18 protein-coding genes, 1 tRNA gene, 1 other RNA gene and 2 pseudogenes are annotated in these 20,366 nt (G+C 52.0%); all 22 read left to right on the top strand.

Annotation, left to right across the window (positions count from 1 at the left end):
* The first annotated feature begins 39 nt into the window (after positions 1-39).
* The 22 genes and pseudogenes from KIB08_RS04115 (at position 40) to trxA (ending at position 20,312) form a co-directional block, all read left to right on the top strand.
* The gene (locus KIB08_RS04115) at positions 40-756 is read left to right on the top strand and encodes a metal ABC transporter ATP-binding protein (RefSeq protein WP_303989968.1); all 717 of its coding nucleotides are present in this window, start codon (positions 40-42) and stop codon (positions 754-756) included.
* Positions 753-1,571 (top strand): metal ABC transporter permease, encoded by an 819-nt coding sequence (locus tag KIB08_RS04110; protein ID WP_303989965.1) that lies wholly within the window; start codon positions 753-755, stop codon positions 1,569-1,571. Before KIB08_RS04115 ends, KIB08_RS04110 begins: the two co-directional genes overlap by 4 nt.
* Positions 1,572-1,622: 51 nt before the next feature.
* Complete coding sequence (locus KIB08_RS04105; RefSeq protein ID WP_303989962.1) at positions 1,623-2,408, top strand: carbon-nitrogen family hydrolase; 786 nt, start codon at positions 1,623-1,625, stop codon at positions 2,406-2,408.
* A 79-nt stretch (positions 2,409-2,487) separates the two neighbouring features.
* A complete protein-coding gene (gene alaS, locus KIB08_RS04100) occupies positions 2,488-5,094 on the top strand; it encodes an alanine--tRNA ligase (protein WP_303989959.1) in 2,607 nt (868 codons plus the stop codon).
* A gap of 13 nt (positions 5,095-5,107) precedes the next feature.
* Positions 5,108-5,368, top strand: coding sequence for an IreB family regulatory phosphoprotein (locus KIB08_RS04095; RefSeq protein WP_083631536.1), 261 nt, complete (start codon positions 5,108-5,110; stop codon positions 5,366-5,368).
* Positions 5,365-5,832 (top strand): Holliday junction resolvase RuvX, encoded by a 468-nt coding sequence (gene ruvX / locus KIB08_RS04090; RefSeq protein WP_303989954.1) that lies wholly within the window; start codon positions 5,365-5,367, stop codon positions 5,830-5,832. Before KIB08_RS04095 ends, ruvX begins: the two co-directional genes overlap by 4 nt.
* Positions 5,798-6,106, top strand: a complete 309-nt coding sequence (locus KIB08_RS04085; RefSeq protein WP_303989951.1) for a DUF1292 domain-containing protein — start codon at positions 5,798-5,800, stop codon at positions 6,104-6,106. The genes ruvX and KIB08_RS04085 overlap by 35 nt, the downstream gene beginning before the upstream one ends.
* A 97-nt stretch (positions 6,107-6,203) precedes the next feature.
* Positions 6,204-7,247 carry an ABC transporter substrate-binding protein gene (locus KIB08_RS04080; protein ID WP_303989948.1) on the top strand — a complete coding sequence of 348 codons (1,044 nt, stop codon included), beginning with the start codon at positions 6,204-6,206 and terminating at the stop codon, positions 7,245-7,247.
* Positions 7,244-8,587, top strand: coding sequence for a 30S ribosomal protein S12 methylthiotransferase RimO (gene rimO, locus KIB08_RS04075; RefSeq protein ID WP_303989945.1), 1,344 nt, complete (start codon positions 7,244-7,246; stop codon positions 8,585-8,587). The genes KIB08_RS04080 and rimO overlap by 4 nt, the downstream gene beginning before the upstream one ends.
* Positions 8,587-9,093 (top strand): CinA family protein, encoded by a 507-nt coding sequence (locus KIB08_RS04070; protein ID WP_303989942.1) that lies wholly within the window; start codon positions 8,587-8,589, stop codon positions 9,091-9,093. The genes rimO and KIB08_RS04070 overlap by 1 nt, the downstream gene beginning before the upstream one ends.
* Entirely contained in the window at positions 9,083-10,135 is a 1,053-nt protein-coding gene (gene recA, locus KIB08_RS04065) for a recombinase RecA (protein WP_303989939.1), read from the top strand. The genes KIB08_RS04070 and recA overlap by 11 nt, the downstream gene beginning before the upstream one ends.
* On the top strand, positions 10,125-10,589 hold the full coding sequence (locus KIB08_RS04060; protein WP_303989936.1) for a regulatory protein RecX: 465 nt from the start codon (positions 10,125-10,127) through the stop codon (positions 10,587-10,589). The genes recA and KIB08_RS04060 overlap by 11 nt, the downstream gene beginning before the upstream one ends.
* A 385-nt stretch (positions 10,590-10,974) precedes the next feature.
* Positions 10,975-12,495, top strand: coding sequence for a ribonuclease Y (rny, locus tag KIB08_RS04055; RefSeq protein ID WP_303989932.1), 1,521 nt, complete (start codon positions 10,975-10,977; stop codon positions 12,493-12,495).
* A 95-nt stretch (positions 12,496-12,590) separates the two neighbouring features.
* Positions 12,591-14,366 carry a DNA primase gene (gene dnaG / locus KIB08_RS04050; protein WP_303989929.1) on the top strand — a complete coding sequence of 592 codons (1,776 nt, stop codon included), beginning with the start codon at positions 12,591-12,593 and terminating at the stop codon, positions 14,364-14,366.
* Positions 14,367-14,386: 20 nt separating this feature from the next.
* Positions 14,387-15,478 (top strand): RNA polymerase sigma factor RpoD, encoded by a 1,092-nt coding sequence (gene rpoD / locus KIB08_RS04045; protein ID WP_303989926.1) that lies wholly within the window; start codon positions 14,387-14,389, stop codon positions 15,476-15,478.
* Positions 15,479-15,537: 59 nt separating this feature from the next.
* A pseudogene (locus KIB08_RS06935) lies at positions 15,538-16,311 on the top strand (RNA polymerase sigma factor region1.1 domain-containing protein); the annotation flags it as partial.
* A 393-nt stretch (positions 16,312-16,704) separates the two neighbouring features.
* Positions 16,705-17,418, top strand: a pseudogene (rpoD, locus tag KIB08_RS04035) (RNA polymerase sigma factor RpoD); the annotation flags it as partial.
* Positions 17,419-17,472: 54 nt separating this feature from the next.
* A tRNA-Ile gene (locus KIB08_RS04030) sits at positions 17,473-17,547 on the top strand.
* Positions 17,548-17,601: 54 nt separating this feature from the next.
* Positions 17,602-18,330 (top strand): tRNA (adenine(22)-N(1))-methyltransferase, encoded by a 729-nt coding sequence (locus KIB08_RS04025; protein WP_303989923.1) that lies wholly within the window; start codon positions 17,602-17,604, stop codon positions 18,328-18,330.
* Positions 18,312-19,427, top strand: coding sequence for a Nif3-like dinuclear metal center hexameric protein (locus KIB08_RS04020; RefSeq protein WP_303989920.1), 1,116 nt, complete (start codon positions 18,312-18,314; stop codon positions 19,425-19,427). The genes KIB08_RS04025 and KIB08_RS04020 overlap by 19 nt, the downstream gene beginning before the upstream one ends.
* A gap of 32 nt (positions 19,428-19,459) precedes the next feature.
* Positions 19,460-19,798, top strand: an RNA gene (rnpB, locus tag KIB08_RS04015) — RNase P RNA component class A.
* Between the two features lie 187 nt (positions 19,799-19,985).
* The gene (gene trxA, locus KIB08_RS04010; protein ID WP_303989918.1) at positions 19,986-20,312 is read left to right on the top strand and encodes a thioredoxin; all 327 of its coding nucleotides are present in this window, start codon (positions 19,986-19,988) and stop codon (positions 20,310-20,312) included.
* The last annotated feature ends 54 nt before the right edge of the window (positions 20,313-20,366 follow it).

The raw sequence follows: 20,366 nt of genomic DNA, 5'->3' as shown, positions 1-20,366 counted from the left end.
TTTTTTTATGAAATAAACATTTGAAGGATCGATCAGATAATGAACGAATGGATTACAGCGCAAAACCTGGCATTTTGGTACGACAAAGAGCCGGTATTTAACGCCATTAACTTTACGCTGGCGCACGGCGGATTTACTTTAATCGTCGGTCCGAACGGCGCCGGGAAAACAACGCTGCTGCGGTTGTTGGCGGGACTCCTGACGCCGGCCGAGGGAACGATTACGATTGCCGGCCAATCGCCGCAAGCTTGGCAACGCGCCGGCGGTATCGGTTTCGTGCCTCAGCATTATAATCAAAATACAGCATCATTTCCCGCGACGGTGAGCGAAGTAGTCGATCTCGGCTTCTGGGGAACGGAGATTTCACATGCCGAACAGATCGAACGGCGTCAAGCATTGCTTGCGAAAGTGGGAATGGCGGAATGGGCACATAAGCGCATCGGTGATCTGTCGGGAGGGCAGCAACAACGTGTCATGTTGGCGCAGGCGATCGCTGCGCGGCCGGCTCTGCTGCTTTTGGATGAGCCAACCAGCGGGATCGACTATACGGCGGGCAATATGCTGCTGGATTTGCTCAGCAACATTCAGGCGGAGCAGCAGACAACGATCATCATGGTGACGCATGATATCGCGCGCGCGTTGCCGCATGCCGATCGGGTGCTTTGCATCGACCGTACGCTTTGTTATGACGGTCCGCCGCATCAGTTTGTCACCAGCCATGCGACCGGATTGCATATGGCGGAGGTGGTCGGATGATGGGAATGCTCAGCTATGAATTTATGCAGCGCGCGTTTTTGGCCGGCCTCATTGTCGCGTTACTTTGTCCTTTAGTCGGGATGTTTGTCGTGATCCGGCGGCAGTCGCTTTTGGGAGACGGTTTGGGGCATATCGCCTTTGCCGGTGTGACGGGAAGCGCGTTGCTCGGCATTAATCCCGCGATCGGCGCGGTCATTTTGACGCTCGCCGCCGCAGGCGGTATTGAAATCGTGCGACGCAAGCATCTGCAATACGGCGATATGGGGTTGGCGTTGTTTTTCTACGGCGGTTTGGCGTTGGCGGTCGTGTGCAGTTCGCTTGCACGGATTCCGAATACAAGTCTGATGAGTTTTCTTTTCGGCAGCATTTTAACCGTCAATTGGGCGAATATTGGAGCGATTGCGATCATTGCATTGATTGTCATTCTGTTGCTCGGAAAGTTTCATACGCCGTTGTTGTTGGCCAGCTTTCAACCGGATATTGCACGTACGCGCGGGATTCGTTTAGAACGCATGAATATGTTTTTCGCCTTGCTGGTCGCGGCGGTCGTAGTGATCGGCATGTCGATCGTAGGTATTTTACTTGTAAGCGCGCTCATGATTGTACCGGTCGCGGCGGCTCATTTATGGCGGCGAGGTTTCAAAAAGACCGCTGCCATTGCGGTCGGTTACTCACTTTCTATGGTCTTGTGCGGCCTGTGGGGCGCGTACGCATGGGATCTTGCGCCCGGCGGAACCATTGTCTTAACCGGTCTGGCGTTGTACACATTGACAGCCGTTTTGGCACCGTTTTTACATCCCCGAAACGGTGCGTAAACGAAACGTCGCGCGAATACGGTATAATAAAACTATGAACGGGGTGATCGCATGAAGCGTACGCTGGCATTAATTCAGCTGCATGTCGAAGCGGGAGATAAAGCAACCAACATAACGAATGCATTTGCTCACATTAAAGAAGCGGCTTCTAAGGCCGATATTATCGTGTTACCGGAAATGTGGACAACGGGTTACAATTTGAGCCGTTTAAGTCAGCAGGTAACGCACGAAGGCGATGAACTGCTGCAAAGGCTGGAGGCGTTTGCCCGTGAGCAGAAAAAGTGGATTGTAACGGGCAGCTTGCCGGCGAAAGAAAATGAAAAAGTATACAATCGCACGCATTGTTTCGGGCCGGACGGCGCGGTGGCGCAGTACGACAAGACCCATCTTTTCAGCTTGCTTTCCGAACCGGATAACTTTGCAGCAGGAGATCAAATCGTTTCGGCGAAGCTCGCGGACATTCATTGCGGTTTATCCATCTGCTATGATTTGCGTTTTCCGGAACTGTATCGCAAATTGGCTCTGGACGGTGTTACGCTCGTCTTTGTGCCGGCGGAATGGCCGACTTCGCGGCTGGTCGCGTGGGAAAATCTGATTCAGGCGCGCGCCATCGAAAATCAGATGTATGTGTGCGCGGTGAATGCGGTCGGCACTTTCAAAAACAATATTTTCGCCGGGCGCTCCGCCCTGATTGATCCGATGGGGGAAAACGTAGTAAAAGGCGATCAAAACGAAGCCATTTTGTATGGCGAATATGACAGCGACGTAGTCGAGAAAACACGCGCCCGAATGAGCGTTTTTGCCGATCGCCGGCCCGAGGTTTATGGCGGCAAGTAACTTACGCTGCATTGTTCGTAGCGGGGGCGCATGGTATAATAAGCACACATCGAACAGTGCTGGGGGGAACATATAAAGCATGAAGGGTAATGAAATTCGTGAGCGTTATTTACGCTTTTTTGAAGAACGCGGGCATTTGCATCTGTCCAGCTTTCCGTTGATTCCGAAAGATGATCCGAGTTTGCTTTTGATCGGGGCCGGTATGGCACCGTTAAAACCTTTTTTCACGGGGAAAGTAGAACCGCCGCGCCATCGCGTGGTAACCTGTCAAAAATGTATGCGTACGGGCGATTTGGAGAATGTCGGCAGAACCGCGCGTCACCATACATTTTTTGAAATGTTGGGGAACTTTTCATTCGGCGATTATTTTAAGCAGGATGCTATTCAATGGGCTTGGCAGTTTCTCACGGAAGAACTGCAGCTGGATCCCGAGCGTCTGTACGTGACAGTTCATCCGGATGATAAGGAAGCCTATGCGCTTTGGCATGAAACGGTAGGTTTGCCGGACGAGCGCATTTATAAACTGGAAGATAACTTCTGGGAAATCGGCGAAGGGCCGTGCGGTCCCTGCAGCGAAATTTTTTACGATCAGGGGGAATCGTTCGGCACCGGTCCTGAAAATGCAATGGGCAGTGACGGTGATCGGTTTCTGGAAATTTGGAACCTCGTATTCACGCAGTACAATCGTACAAAGGACGGTCAATACGAGCCGCTCGCCAAGAAAAACATCGATACCGGCGCCGGCCTGGAACGACTGGCAGCCGTTTTACAGAAAAAACGCAACAACTTTGAGACGGATTTGATTTTTCCGATTATTGAACGCGCGGCGGCGCTGGCGGGAACAAAATACAACGCCTCGGCGGCGACTGACGTTGCGCTTAAAGTTATTGCCGATCATTCACGGGCGGTGACGGCGTTGGTCGGTGACGGCGTACTGCCGTCGAATGAAGGACGCGGTTATGTATTGCGCCGAATCTTACGACGGGCGGTACGGCAGGGCAAATTGCTCGGTATTAACCAACCGTTTATGGCCGAGTTGGTGGACTTGGTCATTGATTTGTTGGGACAGGGCTTGCCGGATCTCTTTGAAAAGAGAGCTTATATTAAAAAGATTGCAGCCAGCGAAGAAGCCCGTTTCCAAAAAACGCTGGACCAGGGCAGCTTGCTGTTGCAGGAAAAAATAGACGCCGCAAAAGAGCAGCAGAAAACGGTACTCGGCGGCGAAGACGTTTTCCAACTGTATGATACGTACGGTTTTCCTTGGGAACTGACCGAAGAAATTGCTGCCGAAGCAGGACTTACGATCGATATCGACGGCTTCAAAACGGCAATGAAAACGCAACGCGAACGAGCGCGTCAGGCGCGTGCGAAAGTGTCTGCGAAGGTCGTGACACCGGATACTACCCGTTTGGCGGGGGCCGGTAAGACGGCAGATGAAACGGCGACGGTCAGTGAGATTTTGATGCTCGGTCGCGACGGTGTCGAAATCGAAGCGGCCTCCGACGGCGAATCGGTGCTCATTATTTTGGCCACCAACCCGTTTCATGCCGAAGGCGGCGGTCAGCTGGGCGATATCGGCGAACTGCAAAGCGCTACGGGTAAGGTAGAGATTACCGATACGAAGAAAAACCCGGACGGCACGATTTATCTCCTGGGTGATGTCACCGAAGGGACGATCGAACGCGGCGCGGAAGTGACGCTAGCCGTCGATACGGAGCGTCGTCATGATATGGCGCGCAACCATACCGCAACGCACCTTTTACAAGCGGCGCTGCGCCATGTACTGGGCGATCATGTCACGCAGGCGGGTTCGGTCGTAATGCCGGAACGTTTACGCTTTGATTTTACCCATCCCGAACCGCTTTCCTCCGACGAACTGAGAGCGGTCGAAGCGGAAGTCAATGAGCGCATTTTAGCCGGCATCGCCACCGAGATTCGCGAATTGCCGATCGAAGAAGCTAAAGAGTTGGGCGCCATCGCACTCTTCGGCGAAAAATACGGAAACATCGTTCGTGTGGTCGAAGTACCGGAGGTCAGCATCGAATTATGCGGCGGCAGTCATGTCCGCAACACCGGTGAAATCGGTTCCTTCCGGATTCTTTCGGAAAGCGGTATCGGTTCCGGCATTCGTCGCATCGAGGCGGTGACAGGGCATGCCGCGTATCGGTTGGCGAAACAGGACATGAATGATCTGGCGCAGGCGGCGGAGCTTTTAAAAGCACGCCCGCAGGAATTGTTGGAGAAACTGGAAAAACTGCTGGCGGAAAAGAAAGAGTTGGCGCAAGAGTTATCTTCATTGCATCAGGCGCAGGCCAAAGATCAGGTCGGCGATCTGGTGAAAAATGCAGTTACGCAAGACGGCCTGCGGATTGCCAAGGGCATCGTTGAAGTGGCGGATGTACAGGAATTACGCGCCTTGGGCGATATGCTCAAAGGGCGCGATGATATTCAGGCGCTTTTATTGGGCGCACGGATCGGTGAAAAAGTCAATTTAGTCGCCATGGCGGACGCGACCGCAGTGGCTCGCGGTATTCACGCGGGAAATGCGGTCAAGGCGGCGGCCAAAGTAGCCGGCGGCGGCGGTGGCGGTCGTCCGGATATGGCGCAGGCGGGCGGCAAGGATCCGGCTAAGCTTGGCGAAGCGATTGAAGCCGGTGTAGCGGTGATGCTGCAAGCCTTGGCTTGAGAGGAGGACTATCGTGGCAGTGAATGATGAAACAAAATTTTATGCACCTATAAAAAAAGGAGATTCGGAAGTATCTCTGATGCTTCGCGAAGTCATTGCGGCGATGCGTGAGAAAGGTCACGATCCGGTCGTACAGCTGGCGGGCTACCTGCTGTCCGGTGATCCGACTTATATTACCAGTCACCGAAATGCGCGCAATTTGATTCGTGGGTTTGAACGCGATCGCATTTTGGAAGACTTGATTACGTTGTACGTAGCCCACGATCGCCAATGAAACGAATTTTAGGGCTCGATGTCGGCACGAAACGCACGGGAATTGCCGTGAGCGACCCGCTCGGGCTGACGGCGCAGGCGGTGGAAACGTGGGAGCATATTTCCCGCAACGCCGATCTGGAACGCATGGCCGAATGGGCGCGTCATTATGACGTGGCGAAGATTGTGGTTGGCTTACCGAAAAACATGAACGGGACCCTTGGTGAAAGGGCGGAAAAAACGCAAAAGTTTGCGGCGCGTTTACAACGCCTGCTCCCCGACACCGAAATTGTTTTTTGGGATGAACGACTCACGACAGTCGCCGCGCAAAGGAGTCTCTTGGCGGGTAACGTGCGTCGCGATAAGCGGCGTACCGTGGTTGACCAATTGGCCGCAGTGCTTATATTGCAAGGGTATTTGAATGCCATCGTGCAGAAAGAAGGGGTAGGCAATGGAAAAGCAACCGGAACAGGAACTGCAGAATGATGAAGAAGTAGTCATCGTGGAAGTGGAAGGTCCGAATGGCGAAGAGGAGTACTACGCGCAGGATATTATTATTCCGTATAACGGCAAGCAATTTGCCGTACTGGTGTCCATCCCGGATGACGACGCACCGGAAGAGAAAGAACCGGATCTGATTTTAGCTCGTATGGATACGACCGAAAATGGCGAGATCGAATATGTATCGCCGGAGGAAAATGAATTTGAAGCGGTCCAAAAATTGTACGACGATATGTTTGAAGCGGAAGACGAAGAGTAAAAAACACATCGGCTGTCAGCCGATGTGTTTTTGTTTGCGACGATTTTGGGCGAATCCGTAAGGAGTGGCTATGGTATAATAAATTCGAGGTGAAAACATGCGGAAATGGTTGCCGGTAGGGCTGTTGGTTGTCGTCGTACTATGGCTTGTCGCGACGGCGCACTTACCCACGCAAGATGCGGCAGAAGAAGGGATGGTCCCGGTCAGGGAGAAGCTGGTGGTGTATTCGGATATGCCGCCGGATATTATCCAAACCTTGGCGGAGGTCTATCGCAACGAACGTCAGGTGGAACTTACCCTGGTGCCTTTGACCGGGGAGCAGATTGTAGACCATCTGAAATCGCCGGGGAATACTCCCGCACCGGATCTTGTCTGGGCGAGTCAGGCGACGCTGCAAGAGCTCGCTCGCTTTGATTTGTTGCAACCGTATATGTCGGAGCAAACGGATCTTGTCGCGCAACAATTCAAAGATGAAGACGGACTGTGGACCGGCACATGGTATATTCCGATCGTGTTTGTCGTGACCAACGATTACTATCGCTCCATGTCGAAGCCGCTGCATTCGTGGCAGGATTTGACGGCGCATGATGATGTCCGCATTACGATGACCGATTTCGTAGCGGCGGATCTTTCCGCGGAGCTTTTATACTCGATGGTGGAACAATACGGGCATGTCGAAGCATTCCGTAAACTGGATTTTATTCATCGACATGTGGTGCAGTATTCAAAATATTTGTCGACATCGGTACGCGTTCTGGCGATGCAAAAAAGTGACGTGGCCATTTCCGATGCGGCTACCGCGCGCGAATTTATGGTGCAGGGTTTGCCGCTGACTATGATTTATCCGCAGGACGGGACGGCGTATTACTTATACGGTATCGGGATTCCCAAATCGACATCGCAGGCGCAGGAAGTCGGCGCCTTATTGGACTGGGTGATGGAAGGGAATGCGTTTACGCCTTTGCATCGCAAGCATTATTATTTTTACTACACCGGTTTTCCGAGTGCGCAGGTAGTGGATTCCGAAAACCAGGAATTGCAACTCTGGCCACTCCGTAAAACCTACACTCCGACCGGACGCAAAGCGTTATTGGCGGCGTGGTTTAAGGAAGTACGCTTTGCAGGAAAGGAAGTTGAATGAAACAAGTCGCAGTGATCAGCCTGGGCTGCTCAAAAAATTTAGTCGATGCCGAAATGATGATGGGGTTGCTGCAAAAGGCGCAATGGCAATTGACGGAAGATCCGGCGCAGGCGGATGTTATCGTCGTCAATACCTGCACGTTTATCGAAGCGGCTAAGGAAGAATCTATTCAGGAAATTTTGCAGGCGGCGCAATATAAAGAAACCGGTCGCGCGCGGCTGCTGGTTGTCACCGGTTGTTTGAGCCAGCAATTCCGTGAAGAGTTGTTTCGTGAGATTCCGGAAATTGATATTTTGCTGGGCACGGAATCGTGGGAACGCATTGTGGAAGCGGTGGAGCGTTTTGAACGTGAAGGCAAGTCACATGTCGCTTACTTTGATCGGGCGCCGCTGCCGGATTTGGCCGCTTTGCCGCGCGAGCGTACCACTCCGCATTACAGTGCGTATGTCAAGGTGGCGGAGGGCTGCAGTAACGGTTGCGCGTTTTGCCTGATTCCCTACGTGCGCGGACGCTTTCGCAGTCGCAGTGTAGCATCCATCGTCAGTGAAGTGCGGAAGATGACGCAGGAGGGTGTCCGTGAAATTAACGTGATCGCGCAGGATACCACGAGCTACGGCCGAGACTTGGAGAATCCGACGACTCTTGCCTCGTTATTGCGAGAATTGACGGCGATTGACGGAATTGAATGGGTACGGCTTTTATATTTATACCCGAAATATTTTACGGATGAACTCTTACAGGAAATCGTTACGAATCCCAAAATCTGCAAATATATCGATATTCCCTTGCAACACATCAGCGATCGCATTTTGCAGCGCATGAATCGTCGTGACCGCAAAGCGGATATTATCAGTTTGCTTGAAAAAGTACGCGCGCAGGCCGTTCCGATTACCTTGCGTACGACGTTTATCGTCGGTTTTCCCGGCGAAACGGAAGCCGATTTTAAAGAACTTTGCGAACTCGTGAAAAAAATCCGTTTCGATCGCGTGGGCGTATTCCCTTATTCACAGGAGGACGGCACGCCGGCGGCACGCATGCCGGAGCAGGTGCCCGACGAAGTCAAGCGCCAACGCTACGATATTCTGATGTCCATACAGGCGGCGATTTCCGAAGAACTTAATCGCGAAAGCGTCGGTCAGGAAACGGTCGCCCTGATTGAAGCGGCGGCGACGGCGGAGACTCCGGCAGAAGGACGCCTGATCAGTCAGGCGCCGGACGTGGACGGCAAAGTGTATTTGGAAAATGAACCGAGTTTACGGCCGGGGGATTTCGTGCCTGTAAAAATTGTGGCGGGTTACGCTTACGATGTCGTAGCGGAGCCGATCGGACCGGCGTACTGATGCGGTCTTTGATGCCGAAAGCGTTGCATGAAGCATTATTGCAAAGCGGTTTACGCGTAGCGACCGCAGAATCCTGCACCGGCGGCATGCTCGCGGCCGCATTGACAGATCGGGCGGGCAGCTCCGCGTACTTCGAGGGCACGATAGTTGCGTATCAGGAGCGTCGTAAAGAAGCGTGGCTCGGCGTTCGTGCCGAAACGCTCGCGCGGTATACCGCCGTTTCCGAAAAAACGGCACAGGAAATGCTCATGGGAATTTTGGCCAGCGCCGCGGCCGATATCGGTTTAGCGACGACAGGATATGCGGGGCCGGGTGGCGGCACGACGACCGAACCTTGCGGCACGGTATATATCGCCTGCGGCAGCAAAACGGATTATAAGGTACAACGCTGCGTGTTTAGCGGCACGCGCGCGGAAGTGCGCGCAAGCGCCGTGCGATTTGCCTTAGCGGAATTGGCGGCATGGTTACAGATACATTCGAAGGAGGATACGATCGATGGAAAATAACAGCCTGAATGAAGGCAAAGTAAAAGCGCTGGAACGCGCGATCAAACAGATCGAACGGGATTTCGGTGCAGGCGCCGTCATGCGTTTGGGAGATGTCGGCTCCAACATGAATTTGGAAGTTATTTCTTCGGGCTCACTGGCGTTGGATTTGGCGTTGGGCATCGGCGGTTTTCCGCGCGGACGTGTCATTGAAATCTACGGACCGGAATCGTCCGGTAAAACAACGGTCGCCTTGCATGCGATCGCGCAGGCGCAAAAACAGGGCGGTATCGCCGCTTTTATCGATGCGGAACACGCGCTGGATCCGATTTACGCGCGCCATCTCGGTGTCGACACACAGAATCTCTTGATTTCGCAGCCGGACACCGGTGAACAGGCGCTGGAAATTTGCGAGATGCTGGTGCGCAGCGGCGCGATTGATATTATCGTTATCGACTCGGTGGCGGCGCTGGTTCCGAAAGCGGAAATTGAAGGGGAAATGGGCGATTCACACGTCGGTTTGCAAGCTCGTCTGATGAGCCAGGCGCTGCGCAAATTGACCGGTATCATCAGCAAATCCAAAACGATCGTCATCTTTATCAACCAGTTGCGTGAAAAAGTCGGCATCATGTTCGGCAACCCCGAAACGACCACAGGCGGTCGTGCGCTGAAATTTTACGCGACCATTCGCATTGATATTCGTAAAGGCGAAACGATTAAACAGGGGACCGATGTGATCGGTAACCGAACTCGTGCGAAGATTGTGAAAAATAAAGTGGCGCCGCCGTTCCGTCTGGCGGAATTCGACATGATGTACGGCTCCGGTATTTCGCATGAGGGCACGTTGATCGACATCGGCGTGAACATGGACATTATCCAAAAGAGCGGCTCGTGGTATTCCTACAACGGCGAGCGCATGGGTCAGGGTAAAGAAAATGTCAAAGAATATCTGAAACAAAATCCGGCGATCGCGCAAGAGATCGATAAATTGATTCGCGATACGTTGTTGGCCGAGCCTGAACTTTTCGAAGAGGGCGAGCTGACGGAAGCGAATGACGAATGAGGATCGCGCCTATGATCAGGCGCTGACATATCTTTCGAAGCGCAGCTATTCCGTATTGGAGATCCGACGCAAACTCACGGCGAAAGGGTACACGGATGAGGAAAAAGACGCCGCGATCAAGCGTTTGCAGGACAATCGCTTCATTGATGACGAGGCGCTGGCAAAACGTGTGTATCGTCGCTTTGTAGAGGAAGGCGTCTACGGCAACAGCTATATCGCCTTCAAAATGAAGGAGCGCGGGTTGGAGATGCCGGAACGGCTGAACGCAGAGGAAGAAAAAGAACGGGCTCTTGTTCTTGTACTTGCGAAATTAACCAAAAACGGTTCGGTATTACGTCGGAAAGTCGGTTCCTATCTTGCCAATCGCGGTTACGGACAAAGCACGTTTTATGCGGTTTTGGAAGAACTCGCCGCACGGGATTTATTGCTCTCCGAGCGTTCAAAATACGATTGATATTCTCACAGTAAGACAAGCGCCGCTCCTACTTCGAGACGGAGTGGTGACGATGAATGGAATCGGTTTTTCATATGAAGCAGAAAAAACATCATAAAAAATGACTCCTTTTGCGGGAGTCATTTTTTGTAAACGTATTTATGAAAATTATTTTTTTGCTACTCCTGTCGTTGCTTTTAGCGGCGCGCAAAACATCCGCATTAAAAAGCTTTTTGCCCATGCCGGAGATATTTATAAGACGGCGCGTTACTTGACAGTATTATTAAAAAAATCTACAATAAATAAAGGCAATCTGTAAGAAACGAACATAAAAAACCAAATAATATATAGAAAATCAATTGATTTTCTATGCGCAAGGGAGGTGGAGATCATAGTTGAGACTCTCATGATAGGACTTCTCTTGGCGATTATCGGCGTGGCATGCGGCTATTTTTTACGACGCAGTTTAGCGGAATCGAAAATCGGCAGTGCCGAGCAGGAAGCTTCCCGCATCGTCGCTCAGGCGCGACGGGATGCTGACAGCACGTACAAAGAGAGCGTCCTGCAGACAAAAGACGAAATGCATCGTCTGCGTACCGATTTTGAACAGGAAGAAAAAGAACGCCGCACAGATTTACAACGGTATGAACGACGTTTACTGCAAAAAGAAGAAAATTTGGAGAAACGTGCGGATTCGCTGGAACATAAGGAAGAAGCGTTGCAGCGCCGTGATGCGAAAGTAAAAGAACGGCAAAGCGCGGCAGACAGCCTGTATGCGCAGCAGTTGCAAAAGTTGGAAGAAATCTCTGGCTTGACTGCGGAACAGGCGAAGGCATTGTTGCTGGAGCAAACGGAGACGCAAATTAAGCATGATCAAGCGGTCTTGATTCGTGAATTACAAACAAAATTCGAAGCGGAAGCGGATAAAAACGCACGTGAAGTGATTTCACTGGCGATTCAACGCAACGCCGCCGATCAGGTCGCCGAAACTACGATTTCGGTGGTAAGCTTACCGAATGATGAAATGAAGGGTCGGATTATCGGTCGTGAAGGGCGCAACATTCGAGCGCTGGAGATGGCGACCGGTGTAGATTTAATCATTGATGATACTCCAGAAGCGGTGACGCTGTCCGGTTTCCATTCCATACGGAGGGAAATCGCGCGTATTGCCTTGGAGAACTTGATTAAAGACGGCAGAATTCATCCGGCTCGTATTGAAGAAACCGTCGAAAAAGCCAAACGAGAAGTGGATAAAGCGATGCGTGAAGCCGGTGAACAGGCGACATTCGACGTCGGTATCCACGATTTACATCCCGAGCTGATTAAGATATTGGGACGATTGAAATATCGTACCAGTTATGGTCAAAACGTTCTGCAGCACTCCGTGGAAGTGGCGATGTTAGCGGGCACGCTGGCCGCCGAGATCGGAGCCGATGTAGGCATGGCACGTCGTGCCGGCCTGTTGCATGATATCGGCAAAGCGATCGATCAGGAAACGGAAGGCACACATGTGGAATTGGGTGTAGAGATTGCCAAGAAGTACCATGAACCGGACGTTGTGGTGAATGCGATTGGATCCCATCACGGCGATACGGAAGCGACCTTTGTGGAAGCGGTTTTGGTAGCGGCAGCGGATGCGATTTCAGCTGCACGGCCGGGCGCTCGTCGCGAAACGCTGGAAAATTATTTGAAACGTCTCACGAAGTTGGAAGAAATCGCCAAGTCGTTTGACGGTGTGGAAAGTTGCTTTGCGATTCAGGCCGGTCGCGAAATTCGTGTCATGGTCAAACCGGAAAAAGTGAACGAGGACGAAGCTACGTTGTTGGTACATAAAATTGCCACGCGTATCGAAAACGAACTCAAGTATCCGGGGCAGGTCAAAGTAGTCGTCATTCGGGAAACCAGGGCGACCGATTATGCCAAATAAATAAAACCGTCGTCATAATGACGACGGTTTTTACGTGGACGAAAAAAGGATTTTGCCGTTCCACGGTTAATACATATATCAGAAACGGAGGCGTTATGCAGTTCAGCAAAGAATTTATTGAGCAGGTACGTGCCGGCAATCCGATTGTCGATGTGGTCGGAAGTTACGTGCCGCTGACCCGAAAACAGAATAACTATTGGGCGTGCTGTCCGTTTCATGAAGAAAAGACGCCGTCATTTTCCGTCTCACCCGACAAGGAGTTTTTTTATTGCTTCGGTTGCCATGCGGGCGGTGACGTTTTTCAATTTGTGCAAAAGATAGAAAACATTTCGTTCCCGGAATCCGTGGAAAAACTGGCGCAACGGATCGGCTTGGAAATTCCCAAGGCGGATCTGTCACCGGCCGAGCGCAAGCGGGAAGAAGAGCGGCAACGATTGTATGAGATCTGCGATTTGGCGGCTGACTATTTTCATAATTGTCTGACGAAAACACGCATGGGCGCTGTAGGGATTGACTATTTTAAGAAACGAGGCCTATCCGCGCAGACCATTGTCGATTTTAAACTCGGCTTTGCGCCGCCGCAGTGGGACCGCTTGTATCATGATTTTCGCGAACGCGGTTACCGGGAAAAAGATTTGATTAAAAGCGGTTTGTGCTTGACGAAAAACGGGAAAACGTATGATCGTTTCCGCGGGCGCTGTATGTTTCCGATTCGCGACAATAAAGGCCGTGTGGTGGCTTTCGGCGGGCGCATTGTCGAAGAAGGTGAGCCGAAGTATTTAAATTCACCGGAATCGCCGATCTTTCATAAAGGCGACCTGCTCTTCGCGATGGAACGGGCCCGCAAAGAGATACGCAGAACAAAACAGGCGGTGCTGGTCGAAGGTTACATGGATGTCGTGGGCGTTCACAATTTGGGAGTGACCAATGTCGTCGCTTCTCTCGGTACGGCATTCACGCAACGTCAGGCGCAACTGTTGCGCCGCATTTGCGATGTGGCAATCGTCGCGTATGATATGGATCGCGCCGGCCGCGAAGCGACTCGACGGGCGATTGCCATCGCGCGCGAGACGGGTTTGAAACTTCGTATTGCGACACTTCCCGACGGGAAAGATCCGGATGAATACATTAAACAACACGGCGCTAAAGCGTGGGAAGATGTCATTACCATGGCGCAAAACGTGTTGGATTACCGGCTGGATGAAATCCTTGCTGCTCACGACGCGACCAGTACTGACGGCAAAAATATGATTGTTCAGGAATTTATTCCGGAAATCATGCAAACGGATAATGCCATTACGATCGACAGTTATCTGCGGCGTTTGGCGACGCGCTTACGCATGAATGAAAATATTGTGCGCAGTGAAGCACAAAAAATCGCCAAAACGCAAGCGAAAAGCGTGTACATCGCGCCGGTGGGCAATCGGGCGGAAGCGGCCGATGCGCCGCGCGCCACTGCCGATCCGGCGGAAGACGATGCGATGCATCTGCTGTTCAGCGGGTCGGCGCAACGCCAAGAACTCCTCGATCAGTTGACGACGGAGGATTTTATCGATCCGCTGTGGAAAAAAATTTTTGCCTTTTTACAGACGACGGCAAATGACACTGTGAATGCGGCGCAAATCGGTCGGGAAATTCCTTTGACGGCCGACGAGCAAGCACGGCTTTCGGGTGTTATAATGGATGGGCTGACGCCACGAACCACCGACGTGGCATTACTTATCCGACGTCTCCGCAAGGCGACGCTGGTGCGTTCCTATAATGCGCACAGAAAAGCGGCCGAACAGTATAATCAGGCGGGAGATGTCGAAGCGTTTCGCAGGGAAATGGAATTAGTCGTAGAAATTTCGCAAACGATCCATTCCTTGTGATGAGTGGTAAAGGAGGCGCCATGCAAGCAACGGAGAAAGGCAATCGCGCGCACGTCGCAAGTCTTGTAGCCCGCGCGGATAAGCAGGGGAACCTTGCGTACAGCGTTTGGCAAGAGTATGCGGTGCAGCAGGGGTTTTCGTATCGTAAATGGGACCAGATGCTCGCCGCGCTGGCCAAGCGGGGACTTGTTCTTTGCGCGGTCACATCGCCCGCCGCCGCGCAGGCGGAGGCGACGGAAGCGTCCGGCAGTCGCGTCGATGACGCGGTGCAAACCTATTTAAAAGAAATCGGTCAGGTTGACTTGTTAACCGCTGACGAGGAAGTGGAACTGGCGCAGCGTATCGAAGCCGGCCGCGAGGTGGAAGGCTACACGAAACGCGAGCAGCGCGAGCTGGAAGCGGATGCCGATATGGCACGCAAAGAGCTTTCCGATGCGAATCTGCGGTTGGTAGTCAGTATTGCCAAAAAATACCACGGTCGCGGTTTGCCGTTTTTGGATTTGATCCAGGAAGGCAATCTCGGTTTACTGCGAGCGGTGGAAAAGTACGACTATACAAAAGGATTTAAATTCAGCACGTATGCGACCTGGTGGATTCGTCAGGCCATTACGCGGGCGATTGCCGATCAGGCACGCACGATCCGTGTTCCGGTGCATATGGTAGAAACGATCAATCGGATGAACCGATTGACCCGCCAGATCGGACAGGAAAAGGGACGCGAGGCGACGATTGAAGAAGTCGCCGAAGCGATGGAAGTAACGGTTGAGCGAGTACGAGAGATCCGAAAAATTGCGGAAGAACCGGTTTCGTTGGAAAAACCGGTCGGGGAAGAGGAAGATTCCCATTTAGGTTCGTTTATTGAGGATCGCGATGCGGTGGCGCCGGAAGAAGCAGTGGCGGAAACATTGCAGCGCGAACAAATTGAAGCGGCGCTTAATACGCTGCCTGAACGCGAACGCGAAGTCATTTACCTGCGCTTCGGTTTGCGTGACGGCAAACATCGTACGCTGGAAGAAGTCGGACGATATTTTGACGTTACACGTGAGAGAATCCGGCAAATCGAACGCAAAGCATTGGAAAAGCTGAAAACGAAAGAAAAATTATTGCGCTGATTTAAGGAGAGAGATTTTTGAAACAAAGCAAGTACGGAGCTGTGGAAGAGGAAGGAACTATGACGGCAACTAACCAAACCAAGACGACAAAAAAACAGACGCGCCTGACGGTGCCGGAACGAATCGAAATGGCGCGGCAAAATTTGATCGAATGGTATCAGTCAAAGCCGCAAGGTACTGCCGCCGCATCTTCCATTTTGGCTCCGCATCATTTTTCGAAACGCAGTCGCACATTGTTGACGCAGCAATTACAGGAGGCGGGTTTTCCGCTTGCGATCACGGAAGATGATCAAGTTACCGTGACGGAACCGGCAGAAATCCCCTCAAAGAAAACTAAACAAAAAGCAGGCACCGACAAAAAAGCGACCGCATCCAAAACTAAAAAGAAGAGTAAAGGGAAGGTATCGAAACGCACCGTCGCCGCCGATGATGCCCAATCGATGCAACGGCTGATCAAAGAAGGCGCCAGCCTTGATCAGATTCTGATGCTTTTGGTGGAACGCGGCCGTCGTGACGGCGTGTTGACGTATGAAGAAGTCATGGATGCCTTCGAACGGTTTGATTTAAGCGCGGAAAAAATTGAAAAAATTTACGCTCGCTTCTATAAAGAGAATATTGAAATGGTCAACAGCGAAGAGAAGGAAGAGGCGCTGGCGGAAGAGGATGAAGACGAAGACAGTGAAGCGCGCGAAGCGCGTAAAGCGGCATCGGAAAACTTGCAGGATGGCAATGACAATATCCATTTAGATGATCCGGTACGCATGTACCTTAAAGAAATCGGTCGTGTGTCACTGTTAAAAGCGCCGGAAGAAGTAGCGCTTGCCAAACGTATCGAAGCAGGCAAATTGATTATGGAAGCGCAGGCGCAACGACAGGCCGTGATCCGTTGGGTGACGGTGATGGCGCAGGTAAGTGATGCGCAGGGGGAAATTCCGTATACGGCGTTCCAAGTTCCTTCCGAATTGGAATGGAACGAAACGACGGCGGATATTTTGCAAACATCATTGGACATTTTGCAGATGAAGCCTGCGGACGGATTAAATATAGAGCAGGCGGTAGAAATGGCGACGGCCATGGCGGAAATTCCATCCGATGAGGGCAGTGCGGAGACAACGCCGAGCGAAGCTTTTTTATCACCTGACGAAGTGCAAAGCCGGTTGGAGGCAGGGCTCGTCACGGATGAAATGCGCCACAACGAGGGCAGCATTTTAGCGGACGCGCATTTTGCCAAGCAGGATCTGACGGATGCCAATTTGCGTTTGGTCGTCAGCATTGCGAAACGCTACGTCGGCCGCGGCATGCAATTTTTGGATTTGATGCAGGAAGGTAACCTCGGCTTGATCAAAGCCGTCGATAAATTCGATTATAAAAAAGGTTACAAATTCAGTACGTATGCGACCTGGTGGATTCGCCAGGCGATTACCCGTGCGATCGCCGATCAGGCGCGTACGATTCGTATTCCGGTGCATATGGTGGAAACCATCAACAAACTTTCACGGACTGCCCGCAATTTATTGCAGGAACTGGGACGCGAAGCAACGCCGGAAGAAATCGCCGAACAAATGGACATTACCGTGGAACGTGTGCGCGAGATCATGAAGATTGCGCAGGAGCCGGTTTCGCTGGAAACCCCGATCGGCGAAGAGGAAGATTCCCACTTGGTAGAATTTATCGAAGACCGTAATGCCGTCGCTCCGGAAGAAGCGGCTTCGGCCATTTTGCTCAAAGAGCAGGTCGATGATATTTTACAAGGTCTTACCAAACGCGAGCGGGAAGTCATTTATTTGCGCTTCGGATTAAAAGACGGCAAGCAGAGAACGTTGGAAGAAGTCGGCCAGTACTTTGACGTCACGCGCGAGCGGATTCGTCAGATCGAGCGCAAAGCCTTGGAAAAATTGCGCAGTCGCGGGAAACGCGAGAAGATTACCGACTACCTCTGATGTTTGACAGGTCTTTATATGCTTTTGTATAATAGAAAAGTATATTTATACACCGGGCCTATAGCTCAGGGGTAGAGCAGCCGGCTCATAACCGGTCGGTCCCTGGTTCGATCCCAGGTGGGCCCACCACATTGCATTGTAGGACGACTGCGGTCGTCCTTTTTTGTCTAAAGGAGTTTTTGTATGCAGGATGGCATAGCGCCTTCTGTGACATTGTCACCGCGTTTGCAAACCGTTGCGGACGCCATACCCGTATGCGATACCGTAGCCGATATCGGCAGTGATCACGGCTACGTGCCCTTGTACCTGCTCGAAAAAAAGCGTGCGCGGTGCGTCATCGTCAGTGATTTGCGACAAGGACCGCTGGCTAAAGCGCGGCAAAACTTTTGCCGGACCCCATACGGTACGCAGGCGGATTTTCGCTTGGGCAGCGGTCTGGAAATATTGCAGGCGGGCGAGGCGGACGGTATTATTTTGGCGGGGATGGGCGGCCCGTTGATGCGGGAACTTTTACAGGCGCGGCCGGAAGTGTACCGAGAACTGGCGTTTATTATTTTGCAGCCGATGACAGGTCAGGCGATGTTGCGACGAAGCTTGCGGGAACTCGGTCTGAAAATTGATCGGGAATGGCTTTGCGAAGAAGGCAAACACCTCTATGAAATCATTCGTGTCGTTCCCGGGAAGCAGGATTTGCCGGAGAAACTCACGGCGGTCGGACCCTACCTTTGGGAAACTCGCGCGCCGCTGCTCTCCCGCCATCTGCATCGGTTAATTACCCGCGCGCAAGCCCACCGTAACGGCTTATTGCACGCGAAAGAGCAATCCGCGGCACGACAGACGGAATTATATTCGTTGGAGAAAGATATCGCACAGTGGAAGGAGATGCTGCAGCAATGCGAATCCGAAAGATAATGCAGGCGTTGGAAGAATGGGCGCCGCCGAAATTGGCGGAAGACTGGGACAATGTAGGATTGCTGGTCGGTGATCCGGAGACGGAAGTGACCGGTGTTTTAACGGCGCTTGATGTCACAAAAGAAAACATCCGCTATGCGAAAGAGCACGGTATCAACCTCATCGTTGCGCACCACCCGATTCTGTTTAAACCGTTGAAACAATTGGTTGCGGGAGATCCTATCGCGGACTTGGTGCGACTTTTGGTGCAAAACGATATCGCTTGCTACGCTGCGCATACGAATTTGGATATTGCGACCGCCGGTGTAAACGATCTGCTGGCGGAACAAATCGGGCTTGTCGATGTCGAAGGACTTGTACCGGTGCATCACGAGCCGTTTTACAAAGTGGCGGTATTCACCCCGCAAACGCATGCGGACGCGGTCCGTGCTGCCATGGGGGGTCACGGGGCCGGTGCGCTCGGCGATTACTCGCATTGCACGTTCAGTGTGCAGGGGCAGGGACGCTTTTTACCGTTATCCGGCGCGCAGCCTTTTTTGGGAAATCTGGGGCAAATGGAAACGGTCGAAGAAGAACGCGTGGAAGCCATCGTGCCGGCGCAGGACTTAAACACAGTACTCCGCGCGATGCTGGCCGCGCATCCCTACGAAGAAGTGGCATATGATGTGTATCCTTTGGAACAACCGCGGGAAACGTTCTACCTGGGTCGGATCGGTCGCTTTCCCAAAACGTTGTCGTTGGAGGAAGCGCTCAAGAAAATTCAAACCGCCTTGGAGATTCCGGTGTTGCGGTATGCCGGACAACGTGAAACCGTTGAACGCGTGGCGCTTTGCAGCGGTGCCGGTGTAGAATTTGCCGATGCCGCGGTGCAGCAGGGCGCGGATTTGTATTTGACCGCCGACGTCAAATACCACGAGGCGCAGCGTGCCGCGGCGCAGGGAATCGTGGTAGTCGACGGACACCATTACCACACGGAGATCAAAGTCGCCGATTGTCTGGCGGAGTATTTGACGCGAACGCTTGCGACGGATGGCGTCCGCTTAAACATTGTCGCCGATCCTGTGCGGGCGGATATATTTTCGTTTTTGGTAAATTGACGACCTCGCAGAAACATGATACACTATCGAAACGAGTACGAAAGACAATCGCGAGCGTAAGCTCGAGGAAAGTCCGAGCTCCGCAGGGCAGAGTGCCGGATAACATCCGGCGAGGGTGACCTCAGAGACAGTGCCACAGAAATGTAGACCGCCGGCAACGGTAAGGGTGGAACGGTATGGTAAGAGCATACCGGCGGCGGGGTAACCCGTCGGCCAGGTAAACCTCACTCGGAGCAAGACCGAATAGAAAAGGGATGAAGTTGCCCGCTGACCTTTTGGGTGTGTCGCTTGAGCAGTCGAGTAATCGGCTGTCTAGAAAGATGATTGTCACGTGCAAACGTACAGAACTCGGCTTATTGACTACTCGTAATAAAAAAATCCGCTACGGCGGATTTTTTGTTTGCACTTTACTCTCGAATAAAGTGCAACAACGCCTGTCGAATCGTTATTCTAATGTATACGCACTAAGGACAAACTTGACAGACCGAAAGAAAGTAGGTATGATATTGATACAGGATTTCTATATTTTTCGATATACATTATATGAGGTGATACCCAATGGCAAATATTACAGAAATTACCACTGCACAAGAATTTGAATCGGAAGTAAAATCTGAAAAAGGCGCTGTATTGGTTGATTTTTGGGCTTCGTGGTGCGGCCCGTGTAAAATGATTACGCCGGTAGTTGATAAGCTCGCGGAAGAATATGCGGGCAAGGTCAAAGTTGTTAAAGTGAATGTGGATGAAGGTGGCGATCTCGCCGGTCAAATGGACGTGATGGGCGTACCGAGCCTCATTTTCTTCCAGAACGGCGAAGAAGTAAAACGAATCGTCGGTAATCGTCCGGATGAACTGAAAGCGGCATTTGCGGAATACGCAAAATAAAATAATTTTACGCAAACGGCACTTCGGTGCCGTTTGTTTTTTTGTAAAAAACGG

Origin of the sequence: Negativicoccus succinicivorans (assembly GCF_018372215.1) — a bacterium.
Taxonomy (GTDB): domain Bacteria; phylum Bacillota; class Negativicutes; order Veillonellales; family Negativicoccaceae; genus Negativicoccus.
The sequence above is the reverse complement of the archived record's forward strand: the minus strand, read 5'-3'. Positions and strand labels throughout refer to the sequence as shown.

What these genes read in the sequence shown, in the direction of transcription:
- KIB08_RS04115 (WP_303989968.1), top strand. Translation starts at nt 40, where the DNA reads ATGAACGAATGGATTACAGCGCAAAACCTGGCATTTTGGTACGACAAA.
- KIB08_RS04110 (WP_303989965.1), top strand. Translation starts at nt 753, where the DNA reads ATGATGGGAATGCTCAGCTATGAATTTATGCAGCGCGCGTTTTTGGCC.
- KIB08_RS04105 (WP_303989962.1), top strand. Translation starts at nt 1,623, where the DNA reads ATGAAGCGTACGCTGGCATTAATTCAGCTGCATGTCGAAGCGGGAGAT.
- alaS (WP_303989959.1), top strand. Translation starts at nt 2,488, where the DNA reads ATGAAGGGTAATGAAATTCGTGAGCGTTATTTACGCTTTTTTGAAGAA.
- ruvX (WP_303989954.1), top strand. Translation starts at nt 5,365, where the DNA reads ATGAAACGAATTTTAGGGCTCGATGTCGGCACGAAACGCACGGGAATT.
- KIB08_RS04085 (WP_303989951.1), top strand. Translation starts at nt 5,798, where the DNA reads ATGGAAAAGCAACCGGAACAGGAACTGCAGAATGATGAAGAAGTAGTC.
- KIB08_RS04080 (WP_303989948.1), top strand. Translation starts at nt 6,204, where the DNA reads ATGCGGAAATGGTTGCCGGTAGGGCTGTTGGTTGTCGTCGTACTATGG.
- rimO (WP_303989945.1), top strand. Translation starts at nt 7,244, where the DNA reads ATGAAACAAGTCGCAGTGATCAGCCTGGGCTGCTCAAAAAATTTAGTC.
- KIB08_RS04070 (WP_303989942.1), top strand. Translation starts at nt 8,587, where the DNA reads ATGCGGTCTTTGATGCCGAAAGCGTTGCATGAAGCATTATTGCAAAGC.
- recA (WP_303989939.1), top strand. Translation starts at nt 9,083, where the DNA reads ATGGAAAATAACAGCCTGAATGAAGGCAAAGTAAAAGCGCTGGAACGC.
- KIB08_RS04060 (WP_303989936.1), top strand. Translation starts at nt 10,125, where the DNA reads ATGACGAATGAGGATCGCGCCTATGATCAGGCGCTGACATATCTTTCG.
- rny (WP_303989932.1), top strand. Translation starts at nt 10,975, where the DNA reads ATGATAGGACTTCTCTTGGCGATTATCGGCGTGGCATGCGGCTATTTT.
- dnaG (WP_303989929.1), top strand. Translation starts at nt 12,591, where the DNA reads ATGCAGTTCAGCAAAGAATTTATTGAGCAGGTACGTGCCGGCAATCCG.
- rpoD (WP_303989926.1), top strand. Translation starts at nt 14,387, where the DNA reads ATGCAAGCAACGGAGAAAGGCAATCGCGCGCACGTCGCAAGTCTTGTA.
- KIB08_RS04025 (WP_303989923.1), top strand. Translation starts at nt 17,602, where the DNA reads ATGCAGGATGGCATAGCGCCTTCTGTGACATTGTCACCGCGTTTGCAA.
- KIB08_RS04020 (WP_303989920.1), top strand. Translation starts at nt 18,312, where the DNA reads ATGCGAATCCGAAAGATAATGCAGGCGTTGGAAGAATGGGCGCCGCCG.
- trxA (WP_303989918.1), top strand. Translation starts at nt 19,986, where the DNA reads ATGGCAAATATTACAGAAATTACCACTGCACAAGAATTTGAATCGGAA.